This window comes from Stenotrophomonas sp. FW305-3-2-15-E-LB1 (assembly GCF_058787375.1).
On record NZ_JBYSZR010000008.1, the window covers coordinates 130,435 to 153,448 of the forward strand.

At 67.1% G+C, this 23,014-nt stretch carries 22 protein-coding genes and 1 riboswitch; of the genes, 8 read left to right on the forward strand and 14 right to left on the reverse strand.

Going from position 1 to position 23,014, the window contains the following annotated elements; translation table 11 throughout:
- Positions 1 to 21: 21 nt before the first annotated feature.
- Both ribB and AC3WL7_RS08515 read right to left on the reverse strand, forming a co-directional pair.
- Positions 22 to 1,122: a 3,4-dihydroxy-2-butanone-4-phosphate synthase gene (ribB, locus tag AC3WL7_RS08510; protein WP_492749980.1), complete on the reverse strand. Its 1,101-nt coding sequence runs from the start codon at positions 1,120 to 1,122 to the stop codon at positions 22 to 24.
- Positions 1,119 to 1,721: a riboflavin synthase gene (locus AC3WL7_RS08515; protein ID WP_492749981.1), complete on the reverse strand. Its 603-nt coding sequence runs from the start codon at positions 1,719 to 1,721 to the stop codon at positions 1,119 to 1,121. The genes ribB and AC3WL7_RS08515 overlap by 4 nt, the downstream gene beginning before the upstream one ends.
- A 77-nt stretch (positions 1,722 to 1,798) precedes the next feature.
- A riboswitch (FMN riboswitch) is annotated at positions 1,799 to 1,944 on the reverse strand.
- Between the two features lie 190 nt (positions 1,945 to 2,134).
- On the opposite strand from AC3WL7_RS08515, the gene AC3WL7_RS08520 reads away from it, so the two are divergent.
- From AC3WL7_RS08520 to AC3WL7_RS08535, 4 genes are all read left to right on the forward strand, one after another.
- Complete coding sequence (locus tag AC3WL7_RS08520; RefSeq protein ID WP_313140432.1) at positions 2,135 to 2,761, forward strand: hypothetical protein; 627 nt, start codon at positions 2,135 to 2,137, stop codon at positions 2,759 to 2,761.
- A gap of 137 nt (positions 2,762 to 2,898) precedes the next feature.
- Positions 2,899 to 3,552, forward strand: a complete 654-nt coding sequence (locus tag AC3WL7_RS08525) for a hypothetical protein (protein ID WP_492749982.1) — start codon at positions 2,899 to 2,901, stop codon at positions 3,550 to 3,552.
- Between the two features lie 102 nt (positions 3,553 to 3,654).
- On the forward strand, positions 3,655 to 4,533 hold the full coding sequence (locus tag AC3WL7_RS08530) for a hypothetical protein (protein ID WP_492749983.1): 879 nt from the start codon (positions 3,655 to 3,657) through the stop codon (positions 4,531 to 4,533).
- Between the two features lie 312 nt (positions 4,534 to 4,845).
- Positions 4,846 to 5,370, forward strand: a complete 525-nt coding sequence (locus AC3WL7_RS08535) for a hypothetical protein (protein WP_492749984.1) — start codon at positions 4,846 to 4,848, stop codon at positions 5,368 to 5,370.
- Positions 5,371 to 5,416: 46 nt separating this feature from the next.
- Here the strand turns inward: AC3WL7_RS08535 and ribD are convergent, their stop codons facing one another.
- The 5 genes from ribD to AC3WL7_RS08560 form a co-directional block, all read right to left on the reverse strand.
- Complete coding sequence (gene ribD / locus AC3WL7_RS08540) at positions 5,417 to 6,502, reverse strand: bifunctional diaminohydroxyphosphoribosylaminopyrimidine deaminase/5-amino-6-(5-phosphoribosylamino)uracil reductase RibD (protein ID WP_492749985.1); 1,086 nt, start codon at positions 6,500 to 6,502, stop codon at positions 5,417 to 5,419.
- 111 nt (positions 6,503 to 6,613) lie between these two features.
- Entirely contained in the window at positions 6,614 to 7,135 is a 522-nt protein-coding gene (nrdR, locus tag AC3WL7_RS08545; RefSeq protein WP_079220607.1) for a transcriptional regulator NrdR, read from the reverse strand.
- 94 nt (positions 7,136 to 7,229) lie between these two features.
- Positions 7,230 to 7,664, reverse strand: a complete 435-nt coding sequence (locus AC3WL7_RS08550; RefSeq protein WP_492749986.1) for a hypothetical protein — start codon at positions 7,662 to 7,664, stop codon at positions 7,230 to 7,232.
- 71 nt (positions 7,665 to 7,735) lie between these two features.
- Positions 7,736 to 8,989, reverse strand: a complete 1,254-nt coding sequence (gene glyA, locus AC3WL7_RS08555; RefSeq protein WP_079220605.1) for a serine hydroxymethyltransferase — start codon at positions 8,987 to 8,989, stop codon at positions 7,736 to 7,738.
- Between the two features lie 178 nt (positions 8,990 to 9,167).
- Complete coding sequence (locus AC3WL7_RS08560; protein WP_492749987.1) at positions 9,168 to 9,653, reverse strand: RcnB family protein; 486 nt, start codon at positions 9,651 to 9,653, stop codon at positions 9,168 to 9,170.
- Positions 9,654 to 9,906: 253 nt separating this feature from the next.
- Between AC3WL7_RS08560 and ettA the strand changes: the two genes are divergently transcribed.
- The 3 genes from ettA (at position 9,907) to AC3WL7_RS08575 (ending at position 13,887) form a co-directional block, all read left to right on the forward strand.
- The gene (gene ettA / locus AC3WL7_RS08565) at positions 9,907 to 11,571 is read left to right on the forward strand and encodes an energy-dependent translational throttle protein EttA (RefSeq protein ID WP_079220603.1); all 1,665 of its coding nucleotides are present in this window, start codon (positions 9,907 to 9,909) and stop codon (positions 11,569 to 11,571) included.
- 246 nt (positions 11,572 to 11,817) lie between these two features.
- Entirely contained in the window at positions 11,818 to 12,507 is a 690-nt protein-coding gene (locus AC3WL7_RS08570; RefSeq protein ID WP_108758771.1) for an outer membrane protein, read from the forward strand.
- Positions 12,508 to 12,570: 63 nt separating this feature from the next.
- A complete protein-coding gene (locus tag AC3WL7_RS08575) occupies positions 12,571 to 13,887 on the forward strand; it encodes an NCS2 family permease (protein WP_492749988.1) in 1,317 nt (438 codons plus the stop codon).
- Positions 13,888 to 13,949: 62 nt separating this feature from the next.
- Here the strand turns inward: AC3WL7_RS08575 and AC3WL7_RS08580 are convergent, their stop codons facing one another.
- The 4 genes from AC3WL7_RS08580 to AC3WL7_RS08595 form a co-directional block, all read right to left on the reverse strand.
- Positions 13,950 to 14,984: a fimbrial protein gene (locus AC3WL7_RS08580; protein ID WP_492749989.1), complete on the reverse strand. Its 1,035-nt coding sequence runs from the start codon at positions 14,982 to 14,984 to the stop codon at positions 13,950 to 13,952.
- Entirely contained in the window at positions 14,975 to 17,482 is a 2,508-nt protein-coding gene (locus AC3WL7_RS08585) for a fimbria/pilus outer membrane usher protein (RefSeq protein WP_492749990.1), read from the reverse strand. The genes AC3WL7_RS08580 and AC3WL7_RS08585 overlap by 10 nt, the downstream gene beginning before the upstream one ends.
- A 150-nt stretch (positions 17,483 to 17,632) precedes the next feature.
- Positions 17,633 to 18,358, reverse strand: a complete 726-nt coding sequence (locus tag AC3WL7_RS08590) for a fimbrial biogenesis chaperone (RefSeq protein ID WP_108745945.1) — start codon at positions 18,356 to 18,358, stop codon at positions 17,633 to 17,635.
- Positions 18,359 to 18,432: 74 nt separating this feature from the next.
- The gene (locus tag AC3WL7_RS08595) at positions 18,433 to 18,981 is read right to left on the reverse strand and encodes a fimbrial protein (protein ID WP_079220598.1); all 549 of its coding nucleotides are present in this window, start codon (positions 18,979 to 18,981) and stop codon (positions 18,433 to 18,435) included.
- A gap of 432 nt (positions 18,982 to 19,413) precedes the next feature.
- Here AC3WL7_RS08595 and AC3WL7_RS08600 point away from each other — a divergent pair, with 432 nt between their 5' ends.
- Positions 19,414 to 19,779 carry a type 1 fimbrial protein gene (locus AC3WL7_RS08600; protein WP_108758766.1) on the forward strand — a complete coding sequence of 122 codons (366 nt, stop codon included), beginning with the start codon at positions 19,414 to 19,416 and terminating at the stop codon, positions 19,777 to 19,779.
- A gap of 33 nt (positions 19,780 to 19,812) precedes the next feature.
- Here the strand turns inward: AC3WL7_RS08600 and pncB are convergent, their stop codons facing one another.
- The 3 genes from pncB to AC3WL7_RS08615 all read right to left on the reverse strand — a co-directional run bounded on the left by pncB (position 19,813) and on the right by AC3WL7_RS08615 (position 22,836).
- On the reverse strand, positions 19,813 to 21,003 hold the full coding sequence (pncB, locus tag AC3WL7_RS08605; protein WP_079220596.1) for a nicotinate phosphoribosyltransferase: 1,191 nt from the start codon (positions 21,001 to 21,003) through the stop codon (positions 19,813 to 19,815).
- Between the two features lie 142 nt (positions 21,004 to 21,145).
- The gene (locus AC3WL7_RS08610) at positions 21,146 to 21,985 is read right to left on the reverse strand and encodes a glycosyltransferase family 2 protein (RefSeq protein WP_108758764.1); all 840 of its coding nucleotides are present in this window, start codon (positions 21,983 to 21,985) and stop codon (positions 21,146 to 21,148) included.
- A complete protein-coding gene (locus AC3WL7_RS08615; protein ID WP_079220594.1) occupies positions 21,982 to 22,836 on the reverse strand; it encodes a glycosyltransferase family 2 protein in 855 nt (284 codons plus the stop codon). The genes AC3WL7_RS08610 and AC3WL7_RS08615 overlap by 4 nt, the downstream gene beginning before the upstream one ends.
- Positions 22,837 to 23,014: the final 178 nt, after the last annotated feature.

Sequence of the window (23,014 nt, forward strand, 5' to 3'; positions counted from 1 at the left end):
GGCCCCCCACGCCAAGCTGGCTTACAGGGTGACCGTCTCCACCACTTCCAGGCCGTAGCCGGCCAGGCCCACCTGGCGGCGGGGGGTACCCAGCACGCGCAGCTTGCCCAGGCCCAGGTCGGACAGGATCTGCGAGCCGGCACCGTTGCGGCGCCACTGGCCCACGTCCTTGTCCTTGCCCGGCACCACCGGCGCCGGCTGCTGGCGCAGGCGGGCCAGCAGGGCTTCGCCGTCGCGCGGGGCCGACAGCACCACCATCACGCCCGCCCCTTCGGCGGCAATCGCGCGCAGGGCATCGGTGGCGGCCACGCCGAAATCATCGCGGCGCCAGTGCAGCAGGTCGGCCAACGGGTTTTCCACCTGCACGCGCACCAGGGTCGGGGTGTCGGCCGCCGGGGTGCCACGCACCAGGGCGAAATGCAGGTCGTGGGCGATGCGGTCGCGGTAGGTGACCAGCTTGAACGGGCCGAATTCAGTGTCGATCCCGCGCTCGTCCACGCGCTCGACGGTCTTTTCGGTGGCCAGGCGGTAGGCGATGAGGTCGGCGATGGAACCCATCTTCAGGCCGTGCTCGCGGGCGAACACTTCCAGTTCCGGGCGGCGCGCCATGCTGCCGTCCGGGTTGAGGATCTCCACCAGCACGCCGGCCGGTTCCAGCCCGGCCAGCATGGCCAGGTCCACGCCGGCTTCGGTGTGGCCGGCACGGGTCAGCACGCCACCCGGCTGGGCGATCAGCGGGAAGATGTGGCCCGGCTGGTGCAGGTCGGCCGGTTTGGCGTTCGGCTTCACCGCGGTACGGATGGTGTGGGCGCGGTCATGGGCGGAAATGCCCGTGGTCACGCCTTCGGCCGCCTCGATGCTGACGGTGAAATTGGTCTGGAACTGCGCGGTATTGGCCTGCACCATCGGCGCCAGGCCGAGGTCGGCGGCGCGGGTGCGGGTCAGCGGCAGGCACACCAGGCCACGGCCATGGGTGACCATGAAGTTGATGTCCGACGGCTTGACCAGCTCGGCGGCCATGATCAGGTCGCCTTCGTTCTCGCGGTCTTCGTCATCGACGATGACGACCATGCGGCCCTGGCGGATGTCTTCCAGGATGTCCGGGATCGGGGCGAAATTCATGCGCGTGCTCCTTCGCCCAACAGGCGTTCAACGTAACGGGCGACCAGGTCGATTTCCAGGTTCACCGCGCTGCCCACGCCGGTGGCGGAGAAGGCGGTGTTGGCCACGGTGTGCGGGATGAGGGCGACTTCAAAGCCCTCCTCGTCCACTTCGTTGACGGTGAGGCTGACGCCGTCCACGCAGATCGAGCCCTTCTTGGCGATGTAGCGGCGCAACGCGGCCGGCGCGGCGAAACGCCAACGCTGGGCACGTGCATCTTCGTGGATGGACAGGACCTGGCCGAGGCCATCGACGTGGCCGCTGACCAGGTGGCCGCCGAGGCGGTCGGTCGGGCGCATGGCGCGTTCGAGGTTGATGACCGCGCCCTCACCCAGCTGGCCCAGCGTGGTAAGGCCCAGGGTCTCGGTGGACGCGTCGGCCTGGAAGCTGCCGGCGTCGTATGCGATGACGGTGAGGCAGACGCCGTTGATGGCGATGCTCTCGCCCATCTGCACGTGGTCGAACGGCAGATTCCCGACGTTGAAGGTGAAGCGGACATCGCCGCCGATGGATTCGCGAGCGGCCAGACGGCCGACGCCTTCGATGATTCCAGTAAACAAGAAACGTTCTCCGCGGAAAGTGAGCGAAAAACGCCGCAAGGCAAACAGGCGGGCGCAGGGCCGCAAAGGCCCTGTGGCACCGTCTTCTTTCATCCGGACTATGACCGTCGGCTCCGGCATTGGACCGGATCTGCTGACCCCCGGCCGTGGGCCGGGGCGCTCGCGGGCTCGTGCTTGCGCACCTACCGCCGGTGGGGAATCGCACCCCGCCCTGAAGACGTTTGTGTACCGGCGAACCGGCCCGCCCAGTGTACCAGCCTGGGCTGAACGGGGTCGGACGCCTGCCGCCACCTGTGACGTCCGTCGCTCGCAATTCGTAAAACTTTCATTAAACTCAAGCCTCGGACGACATGAGGTCGCCACGGACCGCCAACAGGGTGGCCCGCCAATGGACTGCAATTCACAGGAAACCCATGCGCAAGATCCTGATCGTGGCCGCACTGCTGGCCGCCGCCCCGTTCTCGGCCTCGGCCGACGGCCTCAGCTACACCTATGTGGAAGGTGGCTGGACCCAGTTCCAGACCGACGATGACCTTCTTGACGACCCCAAGCTGGACGGTGGCTACGTGCGTGGTTCGTTCGCCCTGGCCGAACAGGTGCATGTGTTCGGCGCCTGGAACTACGCCAGCAAGTCGTACAACTATGACTACGGCCACGCCAAGCTGGAACTGAACCAGCCGGAGCTGGGCATCGGTTACCACATGCCCTTCAGCGAGCGCGTGGACTACACCGCCGACATCGCATGGGTCCGCCAGCAGGCGGAGATCACCGTGGATTCGGACATCTACAACGTCCGCCTGCGCAACAAGGACCACACGAACCTCGTGCGCGCCACCATGGGCCTGCGTGGCAAGCCCTCGGCCATGACCGAAGCCTGGATCAAGGCCGGTTACATGGATGGCGGCAACAACTTTGAAGGCACCTGGGTCGGCACCCTCGGTGGCCAGATCAACTTCACCAAGACCTGGGGTCTGGTGGGCGAGATCTCCGGCTACCGCGACGTCACCCAGTTCTCGGCCGGCGTGCGCGCCAGCTTCTGATTGCTCGATCCTCGTCGTGTAATCGAACGGGCCCCGCAAGGGGCCCGTTTTTTTTGCGACTGTCTTTTCAGACAGATTGCATGGCGTCCTGCGGGCTGCTGCCGCAGGCTGCTGTCCTTTCCCCTTCTGGATGGACGATGCTGGCCTACCGCCTCCCCCTGCTGCTGTGCCTGCCCTTCGCCGCGCAGGCAACCGCTTCGGATAAGCTGAGCCCCGAACAGGCCTTTGACCTGTACGCGCAGGCTCTGCTGGAAGGTGATGCCCGCGCCGCTGAAGCGTTGACCCGCGCACTGCCCGCCGACGCCCTGTGGAATGCGACTGCCCTCCTGCGCCTGCCACGCCTCCTGCAGGACACGCGCGAACAGGTATTCGACCAGTGGGAAGATGACGTCGTCCCCGCCGTACTGGCCGAGGCGGTGGTGACCCAGATCGACAGAACGTACGCCAGCAGCCACTGCCGGGCCGTGCCCGGGCAGACCATTGCCGAAGCTGCACCGGCCGGGCGGGCGCAGGTCACGTTCACCTGCCAGGTCCCGGTGTGGAATACCGGAAGCGGCCTGCTGGCCGACCCGGCCATCCAGCAGAAACTGCAGGACGACGAGGTGTTTGCTGCGTATCTGATCGCCTCGGAGCTGCGCATGGCGGAGCAGCAGACGATCACCGGCACCGCGCTGCTGGAAGGAAGTGCCGGGACGGGCTACTTCCCCGACGGCGACACGATCCGATTCCTTGCCCCGGTGCTGCTCTCGATCTTTCCGGAAGCGCTGGCCGACACATTGCTGGAAAAGTAGCCGCGTGGCGGCATGGCGTGCACGACCCTGCCATCGCATCTGCGTGCAGATGCGCTAGTCTTTCGCGCCTCTGCACGACCCCACTGGAAACGGAACACCGTCATGAAGACTCCCCTGCGCACCCTGCTCACCAGCGCCCTGCTGTGCGCCCCTGCGTTTGCCACCGCCGCGCCGGCGCTGACGCCCGAACAATCGCTGGACCTGTACGCACGCGTGCTGATTGAAGACGATGCCGCTGCCGCGCGCACGCTCAATGATGCCCTGCGCAGCGCCCACGACGGCAAGGACGCGGTGACGCCCACGCCGGGCGCACTGGCCAAGGCCCTGGCCGAACCGTGGATGGCGCTGCAGGCCAGTACCGGCGGCACGCCCGATGCCGCCGCGACCGAAGCGCTGTATGCAAAGGTGCTGAAGGCATCGACCTGCCGCGCCACCGGCAGCACCATCGAAGACAACGAGTACGTGGACGGCCAGAAGATCGCCTCGGTCGATTTCAGCTGCAAGGTGGTGGATCTGGAAAGCGTGCGCCCGCTGTTCGCCGCCAGCATGACCAGTGACGACCCTGCCGCCCGCAGCCGCTTCATCGATGCCTACACGCAGGCACTGAAGAGCGGCACGCAGCGCACGGTGACGGGCAGCCAGAAGCTGTACTCCGGCGCAGAGCAGGCGTACTGGTTCAGTGGCAGCTTCGATGAGCTGGTCACCCCGGTGCTGGAAGCTCTCGCGCCGTTCCAGCTGTGGATGGAAGATGCCCAAGCCGCCAGCGCACCGAAGGTGACCGGCGTGCCCAGCTGCGACCTGCTGCTGCAGCAGCACCGCAGCTGCGTGGCGAAGATCGCCCCGGACCAGATCAGTGGCGTGGACGCGATGGCCGAAGAACTGAAGGCCAAGGCGCAGGTGCAGTCGGCCGATGAAATGACGCAGGAGTGCAAGGCCCTGCGCCCGATCGCACAGATGATGTGGACCGACGAGTGCATGTAAGGCGGTAAGGGCGGGGCGCGCGCGAGGCGCGCGGCCTTCCAGCCAGCACAATTCGGACAGATTGCATGGACAGCCGAGGACGGCATTGGCGATGCTTCGCGATCTTCTCCTCGCCACACCTCCATGTTGAAGCCCCTCCATGCCCTGCCACCGCGTGCGTGCGCCCTGGCACTGCTCCTGCTGCTGGCATCATCGGCAAGCGCGGCCAGTTCATCGCCATCGCCGGAAGAGGCCTACACGCTGCAGGCCCGCGTCTACCTGCAGGGTGATGCTTCAGCGAAGGCATCGCTTGAGGCATTGGGCCCCGGCTGGGTGCCCAGCGAGCGCATCGATTGGCAGCCCGTCATTGATGATGTGCCTGCGTGGCTGGGAAGGCAGGCTTTTCCCGCGCCCTCCCCTGCCATCGGGCGCGCGTTTGCCCAGGCACTGCGCGCTCGGCTGGCCCTGATTCGCTGCGAAGCCAGAACTTTTCTGCCCCTGGGTTCACCGGAAATCGGCATGTTCGCGCTGGCGTGCACCTACCCGGACATATCCCCCCTGCGCGAGGCCTATCTGGCGCTTCGCAACACGACACAACCCGATGCCCAGGCACAGAGCGATGCGCTGTTCCGCCGCTGGGCCACCCTGCTGCGCGATGCCCCCGACGGCACGCACTGCACACCGGTAACGGGCTGGTATCTGGGAAACCATGAAGCCTCCGACGCCGTGCGCGCGCAACAGCTGTCCCGCACCGTACTGATGGGAATGATGCCGCTGGACGTCTGGGACGCCGGCGAGGAGGCGCCCGATGCGCAGGCGCTGTGCGAGAGCGCGCTGCCCGAAGAAGACGACGCATGACAGCGCCACGGTAGATCCACGCCATGCATGGATGGCTTTCACCGCGTCAAGCGCGCAGCAGCAACCGCAGGTCGTCGCCCACCTGGCGCTGGTCGACCACGCGCAGGCGTCGCTGCTGGTCCATCGCCTCGATGCCCAAGCCGGCCAGCAGCGGGCGGCCGGTATCACCCAGCAGCGTCGGTGCCTGGTACAGCAACAGCTCATCGACCCAGCCGCCGCGCAGCAGCGCACCGGCCAGGGTGGCACCGGCTTCGGTGTGCACTTCGTTGATGCCACGCTCGGCCAGCAACGCCAGCACCGCCACCAGATCCAGGCGGCCATCCACGCTCGGCACGCTGGCGAATTCGGCGTCGGCCGCATCCGGTGCGCTCACCGCGGCATCGTGCACATACAACGTCGGCGCCCCACCCTCGCGCACGCGGCTGCATTCCAGCGAACGCAGGCGCGAATCGAGCACGACGCGCAGCGGTGGCATCACCTCGGTATCGGCCAGGCGCACGGTCAGCATCGGATCGTCGGCCAGCACCGTATCGGCGCCGGTCAGGATCGCGCCGGCACGCGCGCGCCAGTGCTGCACGTCTTCGCGTGCGGCGGCGCTGGTGATCCACTTCGAGCTGCCATCGGCCATCGCCGTGCGACCGTCCAGGCTGGCGGCCAGCTTCACCCGCAGCCACGGGCGGTTGCGCTCCACGCGGGACAGGAAGCCCTTGTTGAGTTCACGCGCCTGCGCGGCCATCAGGCCTTCGGCCACCTCGATGCCCGCTTCGCGCAGCAGGTTGAAGCCACCGCCATCGACCTTCGGGAACGGATCGCGCAGCGCCGCAACCACGCGCGATACACCCGCGTCGATCAATGCCAGCGCACACGGCGGCGTGCGCCCGTAGTGCGCGCACGGTTCAAGGGTGACGTAGGCGGTGGCGCCCCGTGCTTCGCTGCCGGCTTCGCGCAGGGCGAAGACTTCGGCGTGCGGGCCGCCAGCACGCTGGTGCCAGCCCTGCCCGACCACGCGTTCGCCATGGGCGATCACGCAACCGACCATGGGATTGGGGCGGGTGGTGTAGGCCGCACGCTCGGCCAGACGCAATGCGTTGGCCATGTGCAGGTGGTCGAGGACGGAGAACGAGGTGGTCATGCGGCCATGGTAACGCCGCCATCAGTGCCGACCAACGGTTGGCACCCACCCGGGCAACGGCGCCAACCAAGCGGGGCAACGTAGATCCACGCCATGCGTGGATGGAGGCCGTCAGCCCTTCTTTTTCTTGGTCAGGGCGATGACATCGCCCAGCAGCTGCAGCTGTTCGGTGCTGGCCGGCAGCTCACGTTCGAGCTTCTCGATCTCCTCGCGGAAATCGGCTACGTCCTCGAAGCTGCGGTAGACCGAGGCGAAGCGCACGTAGCCGACGTGGTCGAGCTTGCGCAGTTCGTTCATCACGAACTCGCCGACCTTGATCGAGGGCACTTCGCGTTCGCCGCTGATGCGCAGCTGGTGGACCACGGCGCGCACCGCCGCTTCGATCTTCTCTTCGGGCACGGCGCGCTTCTGCAGCGCGCGGTCGAAGCCGGCGCGCACCTTGCGCTGGTCGAAGGCCTCGCGGGTGCCATCACTCTTGACGATGGCCGGCAGCTTCAGCTCGACCGTTTCCAGGGTGCTGAAGCGTTCGTTGCAGGCCTCGCACTCACGCCGACGACGGATCGTCGCGCCGTCTTCGGAGACGCGCGAGTCGATGACCCGGGTATCGGCATGCTGGCAGAAGGGGCAATACATGGAACGCCTGGCTCAGGAAAGAACGTCATGCCATCGTCATGGCAGCGTCGCAAAGGTACCTGAGAAGCGCTTTTGCAGCAAATCCGGGCGGCGCTCAGCCTTGTGCGGCAAGGGGTTGCCGCCAGCGCAGCCACGCCAGATGCGCCGCCGGCAGCAGCAGCGGCGGGCCGAACAGCAGCAGGCCGAAGCCCTCCAGGCGTTCGGTCAGGCCGACCACCAGCCCCAGCACGACGGCGGGCACCGCGGCCAGCGCGCCCAGCGCCAGCAACGCCCACCACAGCCGGCCCACCGCCTGCAGGCCAGGCCGGCCCTGCAGCAGGAAACCGGCGCCGATGTGCAACCAGGCAACGATGCCCAGCGCCCCGGCGGTGCCCCAGCACACCAGCAGCAGCCGGCTCAGCAGGCGGGTTTCCTGCATCAGGCCGGAGTACACGCCCACCAGGGCCACCGTGCCGCCCAGCAGCACGCCGGGCAGGCCGAACAGCAGGGCCTGCACGAGGTGCAGGCGCTTGTGCAGACGCTCATCCATGCGCGTTGCTCTCCTTCGATGCTGGGGTCAGAGCCCTTCCCTGCGGGAAGGGATCCGACCCCACTCCCCGGTCAGCCGTAGACCGGGTACTTGCGGCACTGCGCGCTGACGGCGTCGCGCACGCGGGCAATGACGGCGTCATCGGCCGGGGCGTCGAGCACGTCGGCGATCCAGTTGGCCAGGTCCACGCAGTCCTGTTCGACATAGCCACGAGTGGTGACCGCCGGGGTGCCCAGGCGCAGGCCCGAGGTCACGAACGGCGAACGCGGGTCGTTCGGCACCGAGTTCTTGTTGACGGTGATGTGGGCCTTGCCCAGCGCGGCTTCCGCATCCTTGCCGGACACGTCCTTGCCGATCATGTCCACCAGCATCAGGTGGTTCTGGGTGCCGCCGGAGACGATCTTGTAGCCGCGCGCGATGAGCGTGTTGGCCATCGCCTGGGCGTTCTTCACCACCTGCTGCTGGTAGGCGGTGAAGCCCGGTTCCAGCGCTTCCTTGAAGGCCACGGCCTTGGCGGCGATGACGTGCATCAGCGGGCCGCCCTGGATGCCCGGGAACACCACCGACTGCAGCTTCTTGACCAGGTCTTCGTCGGCGCCCTTGGCGACGATGATGCCGCCGCGCGGGCCGCGCAGGGTCTTGTGGGTGGTCGAGGTGACCACGTGGGCGTGTTCCAGCGGGCTCGGGTAGACGCCGGCGGCGACCAGGCCGGCCACGTGGGCCATGTCCACGAACAGGTAGGCACCCACCTTGTCGGCGATGGCGCGGAAGCGCGCCCAGTCGATCACCTGCGAGTAGGCCGAGAAACCAGCCACGACCATCTTCGGCTTGTGCTCCAAGGCCAGGCGCTCGACTTCGTCGTAATCGATCAGGCCCTGGTCGTTCACACCGTACTGCACGGCGTTGAACAGCTTGCCGGAAGCATTCACCTTGGCACCGTGGGTGAGGTGGCCGCCGTGGGCCAGGCTCATGCCGAGAATGGTGTCGCCCGGCTGCAGCAGGGCGAAGTACACGGCCTGGTTGGCCTGCGAACCGCTGTGCGGCTGCACGTTGGCGTAGTCCGCGCCGAACAGCTGCTTCAGGCGGTCGATCGCCAGCTGCTCGGCGATGTCCACGTATTCGCAGCCACCGTAGTAGCGCTTGCCCGGGTAGCCTTCGGCGTACTTGTTGGTCAGCTGGCTGCCCTGGGCCTCCATCACGGCCGGGCTGGTGTAGTTCTCGCTGGCGATCAGCTCGACGTGGTCTTCCTGACGCTGGGTTTCGGCGGCGATGGCCTTGGCCAGTTCGGGATCGTAGGTTTCGATGCGGACGTCACGCGGGAACATCGGTTACTCCGGCAGGCAGGGAAAAGGGGGGATGGCACAGCCCCTGATTGTAGCCCCGTGGCGGCCCGCCGGGGCCGGAATGGACGCGGGGCCGGATCCCCTGGAGGAGATCCGGCCCCGTATGGATCTGGCCCGGCAGGTCAGTAGATCCGCGCCATGCGTGGATGTGACCGCCGGCTCAGTGGCTGAGCACGTACTGGGCGATGACGCCGGTGGCGATGGCCACCAGAAGCATGTTGCCGCGGTCATCGCGGATCCAGTGGTGACCATACGGCGGGCGACGCAGGTGGTAGCGCGGGTAGTCGTTCACCACGTAGATCGGGCCACGGTAGTAATCGCGGTAGCGGTGGCCGACCTGCCAGCCGTAGCCCGGGCCCGGGCGATAGCCGGGGCGGTAGACCACGCGCGGCGGCGGCGGCGGCGGCGCCGGATGGTAGTAGCGACGGTCATGGTCGCGGCGCCAGTCACGGCGTGCATCGCGGCGGTCGCGTTCGTAGTCGCGGCGCGCCTCGCGCACATCGTGGCGGTACTCGCGGCGATCGTCGCGGCGGTCTTCCCGCCATTCGCGGCGGTCACGGTGGTCGTTGTCGGCGAATGCCGGGGTGACGGCGCCCAGGGCCAGTACAGAGGCCATGGCCCCGGCCACGATGAAGTTGATGCGCATGACAGACCTCTGCTGGGTGGGTGGTGATGTCCATATTGCGCAGGCGATCTGAACCGTTTCCGGCTGGAAACGCTTCCCGTTGACGTATTGCACTCTGTATTCAGCCTTCGGCCAGCCGCGCGGGGCGCCGACAGGCGCGGCCGGGAACCGGTTCCGGCTATAATTGGGGGTATTCCATTCAGTCTGTGCCCGCTGTCGTCCGGGATCTTCCCGCTGACGGACGGGTGCAGGGCCGCGCCCCTACGGAGACCTCATGTCCTCGCAATACATCTACACCATGAACCGCGTGTCCAAGGTGGTCCCGCCCAAGCGGCAGATCATCAAGGACATCTCGCTGTCCTTCTTCCCGGGCGCGAAGATCGGCCTGCTGGGCCTGAACGGCGCCGGCAAGTCCACCGTGCTGAAGATCATGGCCGGCGTGGACACCGATTTCGAGGGCGAAGCCCGCCCGCAGGCCGGCATCAAGGTCGGCTACCTGGCGCAGGAACCGGAGCTGGACCCGACCAAGACCGTGCGTGAAGCGGTCGAGGAAGGCGTGGGCGAAGTGCTGCAGGCACAGGCTGCGCTGGACGCGGTCTACACGGCCTATGCCGAGGAAGGCGCCGACTTCGACGCCCTGGCCAAGGAACAGGAGCGCCTGGAGGCGATCCTCGCCGCCGGCGACGCGCACACCCTGGAAAACCAGCTGGACGTGGCCGCCGATGCGCTGCGCCTGCCGCCGTGGGATGCCGTGGTCGGCAAGCTGTCCGGTGGTGAAAAGCGCCGCGTGGCGCTGTGCCGCCTGCTGCTGCAGAAGCCGGACATGCTGCTGCTCGACGAACCGACCAACCACCTCGACGCCGAGTCGGTGGAATGGCTGGAACAGTTCCTGGCGCGCTACACCGGCACCGTGGTGGCGGTCACCCATGACCGCTACTTCCTGGACAACGCCGCCGAGTGGATCCTGGAACTGGACCGCGGCCGCGGCATTCCGTGGAAGGGCAACTACACCGACTGGCTGACCCAGAAGGATGAGCGCCTGAAGCAGGAAGACAACCAGGAAAAGGCCCGCCAGAAGGCGATCCAGAAGGAACTGGAGTGGTCGCGCCAGAACGCCAAGGGCGGCCGCACCAAGGGCAAGGCCCGTCTGGCCCGCCTGGAAGAGCTGCAGTCGGTCGATTACCAGAAGCGCAACGAGACCAATGAAATCTTCATCCCGCCGGGCGAGCGCCTGGGCAACGCGGTGATGGAGTTCAAGAACGTCTCGAAGAAGTTCGGCGACCGCCTGCTGTTCGACAACCTGAGCTTCCTGGTGCCGGCCGGCGCCATCGTCGGCATCATCGGCCCGAACGGTGCCGGTAAGTCGACCCTGTTCAAGATGATCACCGGCCAGGAAAAGCCGGACACCGGCGAGATCGTGGTCGGCCCGACCGTGAAGCTGTCCTACGTGGACCAGAGCCGCGACGCGCTGGAAGGCAACCACAACGTCTTCCAGGAAATCGCTGGCGGCCTGGACATCCTCAACATCAACGGCATCGAGATCCAGTCGCGCGCCTACATCGGCCGCTTCAACTTCAAGGGCCAGGACCAGCAGAAGATGGTCGGTTCGCTGTCCGGTGGTGAGCGTGGCCGCCTGCACATGGCCAAGACCCTGCTGCAGGGTGGCAACGTGCTGCTGCTCGACGAACCGTCCAACGACCTGGACATCGAAACCCTGCGTGCGCTGGAAGATGCGCTGCTGGAGTTCCCGGGCAACACCTTCGTCATTTCGCATGACCGCTGGTTCCTGGATCGCATCGCGACCCACATCCTGGCGTTCGAAGGCGATTCTCACGTGGAGTTCTTCCAGGGCAACTACCGCGAGTACGAAGAAGACAAGCGCCGCCGCATGGGTGACGACGCTGCGCCGAAGCGCCTGCGCTTCAAGGCGCTGAAATAAGGCAACCGGAAAGGCCGCGCTCGCGCGGCCTTTCTCATTCGGTAGGTCATCACCGTTGGTGGTGACTGAAGGCGTACCGACCAACGGTCGGTACCCACCATGAACGCGCGATCGTTCGTTTAGGCAGCTTGCGATCAATGCTGTCGCAATCAACCCGCGTGCAACGTTGCAACTATTTGTATGTTCTGTGCCAGCCGCATCGGTTTTCCTACGCCCTGCTCCATCCCCCAAACGTAGGAAACCCCAATGAAAGCACTGATCATCACCTCGGCAGCGCTGCTGCTGTCTGGCACCGCCGCCGCCGCGACCCCTGACTGGGACGGCTTCTACCTGGGCGCCCAGGCATCACATGGCGAAGGCCACAGCAATGACCGCAGCAATGCCAACGCATCGGAAAAGAGCATCCGCGGCTTCACCGGCGGCATGCAGGGCGGCCGTCGCTGGCAGTTCGACAACAACGTCGTGGTCGGCGTGGAAGGCGCACTGTCCTTCGGCAGCATCCAGCGCGACTGGAAGGAACGCGAACATCATCAGTACAGCCCGTACTACGGCAAGGACGCGGTGACCCGTTCGGGCACCTTCGACGTGACGCTGGGCCGCGCGATGGGCCGTTGGCTGCCCTACGTCGGTGCCGGCGTGACCGTCGCCCGGCAGGAATTCTCGCTGGGCTGCGACAAATCGCTGGTGGAAGCCACCAATGGCTGCCGCGTGGCTGAATTCGAAACCCAGCGCTCGCATACCTCCACCGGCAGCCACGCCGTCGCAGGCGTGCTGTACCGCTTCAACGACCGCCTCTCGGCCGGCGCCGAGTACCGCCGTACCCACCTGGGCAGCAGCCCGGTGACCCTGGAAGACCCCAACTACCCGGCCGCGGCCCGCCGCAGCTTCCATACCGACTACAGCAGCGTTACGCTGAAGTTGAACTACCACTTCTAACCGCCTGGCGACGCACCCGCGGCTCCTCCCGGCGGCAGGGCGCTCAGGCACGAGAGATCTGCGATGTCCCTGTTCGAGCGCCTGTTCCAGCTGCAGCAGCACGGCACCACCGTGCGTACCGAGCTGCTGGCCGGTGTCACCACCTTCCTGACGATGTCCTACATCGTCTTCGTCAACCCGGAAATCCTGGGCACCACGGGCATGGATGCCGGCGCGGTGTTCGTGGCCACCTGCCTGGCTGCGGCACTGGGCTCGGCGGTGATGGCACTGGCGGCCAACTTCCCGGTGGGCATGGCCCCGGGCATGGGCCTGAACGCCTTCTTCGCCTTCACCGTGGTGGGTGCTGCGGGCCTGCCGTGGCAGCAGGCACTGGGCGCGGTGTTCATTTCCGGGCTGGTGTTCCTGGTGCTGTCGCTCACCGGCGTGCGCGCGTGGCTGGTGGCCGGCATCCCTTCATCGCTGCGCTCGGCCATCGTGGCCGGCATCGGCCTGTTCCTGGCGATCATCGCGCTGCAGAAATCCGGGGTGATCGTCGGCAACGAAGACACCCTGGTGGCCCTGGGCCCGCTGAATACCGCACCGCCGCTGCTGGCGCTGGGCGGCTTCCTGCTGATTGCCGTGCTGGAAGCGCGCCGCGTGCGCGGTGCGATCCTGATCGGCATCCTCGCCGTCACCGGCGCCGGCTGGGCACTGGGCGACGTGCAGTACCACGGCCTGGTCTCGCTGCCGCCGAGCCTGGCACCGACCTTCCTGCAGCTGGACCTGCCCGGCCTGCTGCACCACGACGGCGGCGCGCCGATCGCGGTGCTGCTGCAAGTGGTGCTGGTGTTCGTGCTGGTGGAAGTGTTCGATGCCACCGGCACGCTGTACGGCGTGGTGGGTCGCGCCGGCCTGCTGAAGCTGCCGGGTGCGCAGAAGCGCTTCGGCCGTGCGCTGCTGGCGGACAGCACGGCGATCGTGGCCGGTTCGCTGCTGGGTACCAGCAGCACCACCGCCTTCGCCGAGAGCGCCTCGGGCGTGCAGGTGGGTGGCCGCACCGGGCTGACCGCACTGGTGGTGTCGGCGCTGTTCCTGGCCGCACTGCTGTTCTCGCCGCTGGCGGCGATGGTGCCCGCCTATGCCACCTCGCCTGCCCTGCTGTTCGTGGCCGGCCTGATGCTGCGCGAACTGGTGGAAGTGGACTGGAGCGACCTGACCGAATCGGTGCCGGCCGCGCTGTGTGCGTTGGCGATGCCGTTCACCTATTCCATTGCCAACGGCCTGGCGTTCGGCTTCATCGCCTATGCCGCATTGAAGGCCGGTACCGGCCGCTGGCGCGACGTGCACCCGGCGGTGTGGCTGGTGGCGACGCTGTTCGTGCTGCGTTACGCGTTGGAGTAAGAGATCGCGGTTGCCGGCCAGCGGCCGGCACTACCGCAGACGGGCCATGCCCGGCGGCGCGCTCAGTTGTAGGTGATGGTGAACGTGGCGGTGCCGTTGGCTTCGCCCGGCCCCACCGTGCCGGCCTGGGTCTGGATGTAGCGCGCGCGCAGCGGCAGCGACATCGTCGAGCTGCCGGTCACCGTATCACCCAGCATCAGGCTGTCGCCGAAGCGGATCGTCTGCTCGTTGCTGCCATTGCGGCGCACGATCTGGATGCCGATGCGCGTGGCGCTGTTGCTGCCACTGGTGAGGGCCAGCGTGCCGGGCTGGTTGCCGCTGGCCGACGTGGCATCGAGCTGGATGCCGATGGTGCTCTGGTACTGCGCCACGTTGCTGCCCTGGCAGCGCAGGTTGATGTTGAAATCGCGATCCACGGCACGCGAGCCAACGCCGGTGAAGCTGTCGTTGGGCACGCTGCCGAAATCGACCACGATGTTGCGGCTGCCCGCATCCACTTCGCAGGTGGGGCTGACAACGGTGGTGCCCGAACCCTTGAAGGACGACGTCAGCACAGGGCGGCCAGCGCCATCACCGTCGAAGTAGTAATTGGTGAAGCGCCCGTTGGGCGCGATGATCCCCGAACCCGTCACCGCGGCAGTCTTGATCAGCTCGATCTTGAACTGGCCCGCGACCAGCGAGATGGTCGATCCGGCAGAGTAGGAGATCTGATGCGGGTAATAGGTCTGGATGGCGCCCGAGTCGCGGTACAGGCGGATGCCTACACCCTCCACGCCGGTCTGGTAGACATTGGAGTACCCGGGGGACAGCCGCTGCTGCGCGGCGTTGAAGTAGACGCCGACCGAGCGTCCACCCGCCCACCAGTCACAGCTGGCCACGCTGTTCCTTGCGATGATCGGCACGCTCAACTGCTTGATCACACCGCCCACGGGCGTGGTTGGCAGGATGACCACCTGCCCCATGTCCATTTCCACGTCCTGGGCAATGAAGCCTCGCGCATCGATTGAACACGCGGCCAGCGCCTGCCCCGACAGGCCCGTACCCGCAGCCAGCAGCGCCATCACCAGGGTGCCACGGCGGAACGACATCAACGGCATAGGGCCTCCACGGTAGTCAGTCCGGCCGGGCCGGCGTCGGCGCTGGCGGGCGCCGTGTAATCGATCGTGCAGCGGGCATCCGCGTCGTCGCCCCACTCAACCTGCAGCTGGCCGCTGTCATCGGCGGTACGCACGTACACGCGGCCACCCTGCCCGACCATGCCCACCGGCTGGCCCTGGGCATCCTTCACCTGTGCACCGAAGGGCAGCGTGCTGCCATCGGCGCCGTGCGCCTGGATCAGCAGCGCGCGACCTTGCCGGGTTTCGAAGCGCAGCAGGCTGATCGCACCGGCGTACGGGGCGATCGACTGGCTGCTGCCTTCCAGCTCGACGTCCAGCGACATGCCCTGCGGGTCGAGGGTGATCGTGTTGAGGCGGTACGGCGAAACATAGGGCACCACGGCATAGCCACGACCATCGATGCGCAGGCCTGGCGCATTGGCCACGCGGGCGTCACGGGCGCCGGCGGCCTGCACCAGCACCAGCGTGTCACCGCGTTGCGGCGAAAGGGTTACGCCACCGCCATGCACCACCAGGCTGCCCGTCGCGCCGACCGCCAACTGGCGGAATGCGCTGGAGTATCCGTAGGACGCGCTCGTCGCTGCATAGCGGCTGCGGTACTCGGCGTTGGCGATACCGGTGGTGCCACCCTCGCGGCTGTCGGACAGCGCGACGCCGTAGCTGAGTTCGTTGTCACTGCCGGCAGAGCCGGTGATGCCGATGCGGCTGGAGTCATAGCCCGAACGATCACGCACGCCCACGTCGGCGCTGAACGACATCGGCTGGCGGCGGCCCTGCCCCAGCGGCACGCTCATCGACAGCAGATACTGGGTGTCGGCAGTGCCGGCGAGTCCTTCTTCGGTACGGATGGCGGACACGCCGAAGTTCAACGCGCGCCAGGCGTTGTTGTAGCCCACCTGGTACTGCTTGCTGGTGCCCGGGCGGTCATAGAAGTCGCGCAGCGCACCGGTGACGTACAGCGAACCACCGCGCAGGCCAAGCGGCTGGTTGAGGGTCACCTGGAACTGGCTGCGCTGGCGGCCACGCACGCTGGGGTCGTTGCCGCGGCTGATGTCGTCACGCACCATCAGTGCGTCCTGGAGGCTGTAGAAACCGCCGGTGGAATAGCGGTACGCGGCCAGGGTCAGGTTGGTGTTGGTCTCGCCGATCAGGTTGCTGTAGCTCAGGCGCACGCTGGCGCCGGATCGCTCACCCAGCGTATCCAGGCGTGTCCGCGCATGGGTGACATCGGCGGCGAACGCACCCACCGGGGTCGACACGCCCGCACCGTAGAGCAGCGAAACGTAGCCGGTGCTCAACGCACTGCCACCGTAGACCGTCACCCGGTTGTCGATGCCACGCTGCCAGGTGCCCTGCAGCAGCCACGGATCATCGCGCAGCAGGTCGTTGCGCACCTGGCCAGCGGTGACTGCATAGCGCGAGACACCCGCGCGCAGCATCTGCGGCACCGAGCCGAACGGCACGCTGAAGGTGCGGCGGCGGCCATCGGCTTCGATGACCGACACTTCCAGGTCACCGCCGTAGCCGGTGGGGTACAGATCGTCGATGACGAAGCTGCCGGGCGACACGGTGGTGGAATAGATCAGCTGCTGGCTCTGCCGCACTTCCACCCGCGCGTTGGTTTCAGCAATGCCGCGCACGACCGGCGCGTAACCGCGCAGCGAGTCGGGCAGCATGCGGTCATCGGTGGCCAGGCTGGCACCACGGTAGGCGATGGAGTCAAAGAGTTCGCCACTGGTGAACGCCTCGCCGACGGTCAGCATGCCGCGCACCTGCGCGATGCCACGCTGGGCATAGGTGGCGATGCTCTGCCAATGGCGCCCGTTGCCGTCGCTCCAGGTCAGGTTGGAATCATGCCGCAGCTGCCAGCCGCCCAGGTTGATGCCGGAGTTCAGGCCCAGATAGGCGGTGCGGTTGCGGCCACCGCCTTCGGTACGCGTCTGGCTGTCGACGGCATTGAAGGTGTAGCCGAGGAAGCCGGCGTTGATGCCGCGGTCCCACAGCGCAGGGTTGACGTAGCCGCGCGCGTGGCGGCGCAGGAACACCTGCGGGATGCTCAGGTCGTAGCGCAGGCTGCCACTGTCGAACGTGCCGAAGGCATTGGCCATGCGCTGCTGCACCGGCACGCAGGCATCGGCGGCCGTGGGCACGGCAGGGTCCTGCTGGGCCAGGACGGCCTCGCTGTCCACGCCGAATTCCTCCAGCATGGGCAGGCCCAGGCAGGCGTCGACCTTGCCCTGGGCATCGGCCTTGAACTCGACGTCACGACGCCCCTGCCAGGCACCGTTGACGTACACATCCACGCGGTAGCTGCCCGCGACCATCGGATTGCCGTTGGCGAAGGCGGCAAGATCGCCCTGGCCGGCCTTGCCGGACAGGAAACTGGAATTGAACTGGGCCTGCTCCGGGGGCGCGGCGGTCGCTGCGGTGCTCTGCGCCATCAATGCCTGCTCGCCCAGGTTTGCAGGCGCGGCCACAGCCCATCCAGGGCTTGCGGCCCCAGCGGCCAGCAGGCATACGGCCTGCCGGATCGACAATGTCAATCTGTTTCCAATCACACTGACATTCCTTGACGACGGCCGTGGTGCAGCCATGACGGGGCGCGCTGCCTGCATGCAGCCGTTCGATCAGTTCCCGCGGGCGAGATCGACGGTGCGCTCTACGCGCCCGCCAAAATCATTGATGGTGACAAAGCGCACCTGCGTGGTCGCTGCAGGCACGGTGAATTCGATGCTCTGGCCGGGTGCGGCCATTTTTCCCTTGTCCTCGACCACCTCGTCGCGGGTGCCTGCCAACGCATGCACTTCGGCCAGGGTGACGTGGTACGCACTCGGGTTTTCCACGCGCAGGCGGTCGCCCGAGCGGCTCCAGCGCAGCAGCGCGGGCGCTTCGTTGGCGGTACCGGGAAGGCCCTGCGGGCGGTAGAAGAGCTTGAGCCGCGAGCGGAATGCCACCTGCAGCATGTTCTGGTCGGCATCGCCCGTGCGGGCCGGCGAAGGCGGCACGTCCAGCACGTTGAACCAGAACACCGTTTCGCGGTCGGTCGGCAGCTTGGCACCGGTGAACATCACGCGCAGCGCCTGGCTGCGGCCCGGCTCGACGCGGCTGATCGGCGGCGTCAGCACGAACGGCGCATCGCTGCTGTCGGCGGTCTGGTTGGCATCGCCACTGTCGATCCAGGCCTGGACCAGGGACGGCGAATCGCCCACGTTGTCCACCTGTACGGTGACTTCGCGCGCCTGGCCGGGGTAGATCACCCGCGTACCGTTGATGACCACGCCAGCCAGCGCCGTCTGGCACAGGGCGAGTGAGAACGCGGCCGTCAGCAGCGTCCGGGAAAGAAAGGCTTTCATCGGAGGAACTACCCGTGGGTGAAGGCAATGCCCCTGCCCGGTGCTGGCACCGGACAGGGACCAGGCGGCAACGATCAGTTGTAGATGATCGTGTACTTGACGCTGGTGCTGACTTCGCCAGCCGACGCTGCGCCGGTTGCGTAGTACTCAGCGTAGTAGTTCAGGTCGGCGGTGCCGGCGGTGCCGGTGTTCACCCACTGCGAGTTGGTCTGGGCCAGGCCGGAGCTGGCGGCCTTGATCGGCAGCACGTCGAAGTTGCTGCCCAGCAGCTGGACCTGCACGTTGCCTGCGCCATTGGCGGAGGTCGGGGTCTGGTTCAGCAGGCGGCCGGTCGCGAAATCAACGGTGGAACCCGGCTCGAAGTAGGTGGCGACGTTGCTGTTGGTGCCGCACTTGCTCAGGTTGATGGCGAACTGGGTGCGGCCGTTGGTGGCACCGACGGTGGCCAGCGAAGCCTTCGACACGGTCGGCAGGTTGACGGTGAAGTCCTTGCCGGCCGGGGTGGTGATCTGGCAGGTGACGTCGGTGACCTTGCCCTTGAAGGTGATCGTGCCATCGGCGGCGTTGGCGGCCAGCGGTGCGGCGGCGAGCAGGAGGACGGCGAACAGATTGATCTTGCGCATTTGCTTTCTAACCCTACTGAGGAATGTGGACGTAGAGGAGGAAGCAAGGAGCACTGCCGGGCATCAGACCCATCCTTGCGTCTCACCTGTGGCCGGACCCGCGATGACGCCATCCTTGGGGTCCGAGCCGACAGTATAGATCACAAATGTGATGCAGTTCACGCAATGAACGTGTCGCATCGCACATTGACGCCAAATATTTGGCGTGCTACCCGCCATGCCGCTGGCGCGTATCGAACGCACGTCACACTCCTTCGCAGCGGGGGTTTACGCGCGTGTCACAGCGCGAGGAGGAGGCTGTTTTCAAGGCAAAAACGCAATTTTTGACGCGCATCACTATTGCTCAGTGACGCGCCTTCCAGATCGAAACTCTGACCCTTAAAGACTGTTCCGGGCTGTCGTTAACAGACACATACCGAACCAGAGAACGTCATGAAGACCTCGATCCTGCTCTGCGTGGCCCTGATGGGCGTCAGTTCGCTGGCACATGCCGACGGCGGCACGATCCGCTTCAGCGGTCGCATCGTTGATCCGGGGTGCTCGGCGCGCGTGGACCAGCAGCAGCTGCGCCTGGAAGGCTGCCCGCTGTCGGCCAAGGGCGCGACGGTGGCATTGGTGGCGATGGATGAGGGCCAGGGCGCGGTGCTGCGCGACGGCAAGCGCCAGGGCCAGCAGCTGGCCGTGGCTGCCCGCAGCCTGCGCGCGGGCGATCTGGTGTTTTCGGAAAGCTACCGCCTGGAAGCCCCGAAGCAGCAGCCGCTGCAGGGGGCTTACCTGGTGCGCGTCGACTACCCCTGAGCGTCGCCGCCCCGCGCAACCGGCCCCGGGCGATCAGCCCTGGGGCACTTCCGGCGGCAGTTCGAACACCTGGCGCAGGTAGCTGAGGTAGCCGGGGTCATCGCACATGCTCTTGCCGGGCGAATCGCTCAACTTGGCCACCGGCTGGCCATTGCAGCGGACCATCTTGATGACGATGTTGAGCGGGGTCGGGCCCAGGTCGTTGGTCAGGTGCGTGCCCACGCCGAACGCCACCTGGCAGCGGCCGCGGAAGTAGTCGTACAGGCGCATCACCTTGGTGATGTCCAGGCCATCGCTGAAGACCAGCACCTTGCTGCGCGGATCGACGCGGCGCTGCTGGAAGTGGGCGAGCATGCGGTCGCCCCAGTCGAACGGGTCGCCCGAGTCGTGGCGCACGCCGTCGAACAGCTTGCAGAAGTACATATCGAAATCGCGCAGGAACGCATCCAGGCCGACCACGTCGGACAGCGCGATGCCGAGGTCGCCGCGGTACTCGCGGGCCCACGATTCCAGCGCCGCCACCTGCGAATCCCGCAGGCGCGGGCCCAGGGCCTGGAAGGCCTGCAGGTATTCGTGGGCCATGGTGCCGTGCGGGGTCATGCCGTACAGGCGGGCGAAGTGCACGTTGCTGGTGCCGACCAGCTGCGGGCCGAGCGCATCACGCAGCAGCGGCAGCAGGCGCGCATGCCAGTCGCGCGAGTAGCGCCGGCGGCTGCCGTAATCGGCGATGCGGCACTGTTCGAAGCCGGGGGTATCGCGCAGCAGCGCGGCCTTGGCCTGCAGGCGGCGTTCGCCCTCGGCGAAATCAGCCGTGGTGGTGTTGCGGAACCACACCTCGTTGATGATCGCCAGCAGCGGCACTTCGAACAGGATCGTGTGCAGCCACGGACCGGTGATGTCCAGATCGATCTCGCCGGGCACGGTCTTGGACGGCTGCAGCTGGATGTATTTGCGATCGAGGTGGAACAGGCCGAGGAAATCGGCGAAGTCGGGCTTCACGAAGCGCAGGCCACGCATGTAGTCCAGCTCTTCGCTGGTGAAGCGCAGGCTGCACAGGTGGTCGATTTCTTCGTTGATCTGGTCGATGTAGCTCGCCAGATCGATACCGGGGGTGCGGCACTTGAACCGGTACTGGACCAGGGCGCCGGGGTGCTGGTGCAGCACCGCCTGCATCATGGTGAACTTGTACAGGTCGGTGTCGAGCAGGGACTGGATGATGGCCATGGGCCAATTATGCGCCCGTTCGGGTGAATCGCGGATTCGCGGCGCCGCTGTGTAGAGCCGAGCCGATGCTCGGCTGCTCCTGCGTCAGACGTCATGGACCCGGAACGGAAAGCAGCCGAGCGTGGGCTCGGCGCTACAGGGATCAGAGCGCCTTGCGCAGGAGCCTCGGCACCAGCATCAGCGCATGGGCCCAGATCGCGCCCCACACCATCACCCGCACCGGCGCCGAGCGCTGCTTCGCCTCGAACTTGCTGAAGTAGCGCCACAGCCCACGATGCTTGTGCCATTCGACGAAGAACGGCCGCGACCGACTGGACACCCCACGCACGTGGGTCACCCGCAGATCATTGGCGATGGCGACCACGCCGCCAGCATCGCGTACGCGGCGGCACAGGTCGAGGTCCTCGGCGTGCAGGCGGTAGCCCGCATCCCAGCCACCGATGCGGTCGAACAGCGCACGCGACATCAGCAGCAGCGCGCCGGACAGTGCCGGCACCCGCTGCAGCGCCTGCGCCGGGTCACGTGGAATCGCCAGCCGCCCGCCGCGGCCAGGCGAACGCAGCATGGCCAGGAAGTCGGGATCGCGCCGGCGCACGGCTTCGTCGGCGAAGCCGTGCTCGTCCACCTGCTCCACGCCCAGCAGGCAATCACCCAGTGCCAGCGCGCGATCGCGCAGCGCCGCCAGGGTGTCTTCCTCCACCAGCAGGTCGGGATTGATGAATGCCAGCCACGGGCTGCTGGAATCGGCCACGCCCTGGTTGTTGGCGGCGGCAAAGCCGGGGTTGTCCGGGTTGCCGATGAAGCGTACCCGCGGGTCGTGGCTGGCGTGGCGCTGCACGATTTCCAGCGTGTCATCCTGCGAACCGTTGTCCACCACCCGGATCTGGGCCACGTCCTGCGCCTGGCGCAGCCGCGACAGGCAGGCATCGATGGTGCTGCCGCTCTGGTAGGTGACGACGATGGCGGCAATGGCAGGGTTCAAGCAGGCGACTCCGGCGGCGTGGGCATGGCGAACAGGTCGCCCTGGTCACGCGGCATTATCGCCTGCCGCAACCGTTGCTGCAGGTCATCGCGCAGCGCATGCAGCGGATCGTGCATGAGGAAATCGGCCAGCCGCGGCATCCAGCCCGGCCAACGCGCGGCCAGGGCCTCCAGGTCGCCCTCGCGGCTCGCGGCCTCGCCGGCACGGCTGACGAAGGCGTTCTCGCACAGCACATTGCGCCAGCCCAGCCCGGCCATGCGCAGGCTGAGGTCGACCAGCGCGGCGTTCCAGCCAAGGTAGCTGTCGGTGTCGAGGCCACCGGCACGGCGGCGCGCGTTGCCGCGCACCAGCACCGCATGGGTCACCGCCGAGGGCAGTTCCGGGTGCAGGTTGGGCAGGGATGCACAGGTGTGGGCCAGCAGCGCGGGATCGGCCGGTTCCGGATTGATCTCGCCCAGCCGCGGCCACGCGGCGGTTTCACCTGCGTTGCACCAGGGCGTGGCGGTGGCGATGGCGGCATCGCGGGCGAAGGCGGCCTGCAGCTGCTGCAGCCAGCCCGGCGCAGGCACGCTGTCCGGGGCCAGCACGGCCACGTCCAGCCCCTCGCAGGCGCGCAGCATTTCATCGAGGTGGGCGACTTCGCCGAGCGGGCGCGCGCGGCGGGTGTATTCGGCCTGCAGCGGCGTCTGTGCCAGCCAATGCTCGACCACGGCCTGGGCGCGCGGCCCCGCCTGGGCGTCATCGGCCAGCCACACGGCGGTACCCGCTGCGGTGCCGGCATCAAGCGCGGCCAGGCAGCGGTCGAGCGCGGCATCGTCCACGCCCAGCGGCAACAACACGATCGCCCCCATCCCGCCTCCGTGGTTGTCGGTGGCGGTAGCGTAGCACCGGCAGGGCTGCGCCCTGCACCTGCTCGGTGCAACGGCAACGGCAACGGCAACATCAAAAGCTGGCATTCCGTGGGTTGGCGGGGTGGGTCCGGTTGAGGGGGACGCCGTAAATACGTCCATGTAGGCTTGGTCGCGGCAT

Coding starts and splice junctions, on each gene's coding strand:
- AC3WL7_RS08580 (WP_492749989.1), bottom strand. CDS start 14,984: ATGCCGTTGATGTCGTTCCGCCGTGGCACCCTGGTGATGGCGCTGCTG.
- AC3WL7_RS08575 (WP_492749988.1), top strand. CDS start 12,571: ATGTCCCTGTTCGAGCGCCTGTTCCAGCTGCAGCAGCACGGCACCACC.
- AC3WL7_RS08570 (WP_108758771.1), top strand. CDS start 11,818: ATGAAAGCACTGATCATCACCTCGGCAGCGCTGCTGCTGTCTGGCACC.
- ettA (WP_079220603.1), top strand. CDS start 9,907: ATGTCCTCGCAATACATCTACACCATGAACCGCGTGTCCAAGGTGGTC.
- AC3WL7_RS08560 (WP_492749987.1), bottom strand. CDS start 9,653: ATGCGCATCAACTTCATCGTGGCCGGGGCCATGGCCTCTGTACTGGCC.
- AC3WL7_RS08600 (WP_108758766.1), top strand. CDS start 19,414: ATGAAGACCTCGATCCTGCTCTGCGTGGCCCTGATGGGCGTCAGTTCG.
- ribD (WP_492749985.1), bottom strand. CDS start 6,502: ATGACCACCTCGTTCTCCGTCCTCGACCACCTGCACATGGCCAACGCA.
- AC3WL7_RS08590 (WP_108745945.1), bottom strand. CDS start 18,358: ATGAAAGCCTTTCTTTCCCGGACGCTGCTGACGGCCGCGTTCTCACTC.
- pncB (WP_079220596.1), bottom strand. CDS start 21,003: ATGGCCATCATCCAGTCCCTGCTCGACACCGACCTGTACAAGTTCACC.
- AC3WL7_RS08595 (WP_079220598.1), bottom strand. CDS start 18,981: ATGCGCAAGATCAATCTGTTCGCCGTCCTCCTGCTCGCCGCCGCACCG.
- AC3WL7_RS08520 (WP_313140432.1), top strand. CDS start 2,135: ATGCGCAAGATCCTGATCGTGGCCGCACTGCTGGCCGCCGCCCCGTTC.
- AC3WL7_RS08525 (WP_492749982.1), top strand. CDS start 2,899: ATGCTGGCCTACCGCCTCCCCCTGCTGCTGTGCCTGCCCTTCGCCGCG.
- nrdR (WP_079220607.1), bottom strand. CDS start 7,135: ATGTATTGCCCCTTCTGCCAGCATGCCGATACCCGGGTCATCGACTCG.
- AC3WL7_RS08550 (WP_492749986.1), bottom strand. CDS start 7,664: ATGGATGAGCGTCTGCACAAGCGCCTGCACCTCGTGCAGGCCCTGCTG.
- AC3WL7_RS08530 (WP_492749983.1), top strand. CDS start 3,655: ATGAAGACTCCCCTGCGCACCCTGCTCACCAGCGCCCTGCTGTGCGCC.
- ribB (WP_492749980.1), bottom strand. CDS start 1,122: ATGAATTTCGCCCCGATCCCGGACATCCTGGAAGACATCCGCCAGGGC.
- glyA (WP_079220605.1), bottom strand. CDS start 8,989: ATGTTCCCGCGTGACGTCCGCATCGAAACCTACGATCCCGAACTGGCC.
- AC3WL7_RS08615 (WP_079220594.1), bottom strand. CDS start 22,836: ATGGGGGCGATCGTGTTGTTGCCGCTGGGCGTGGACGATGCCGCGCTC.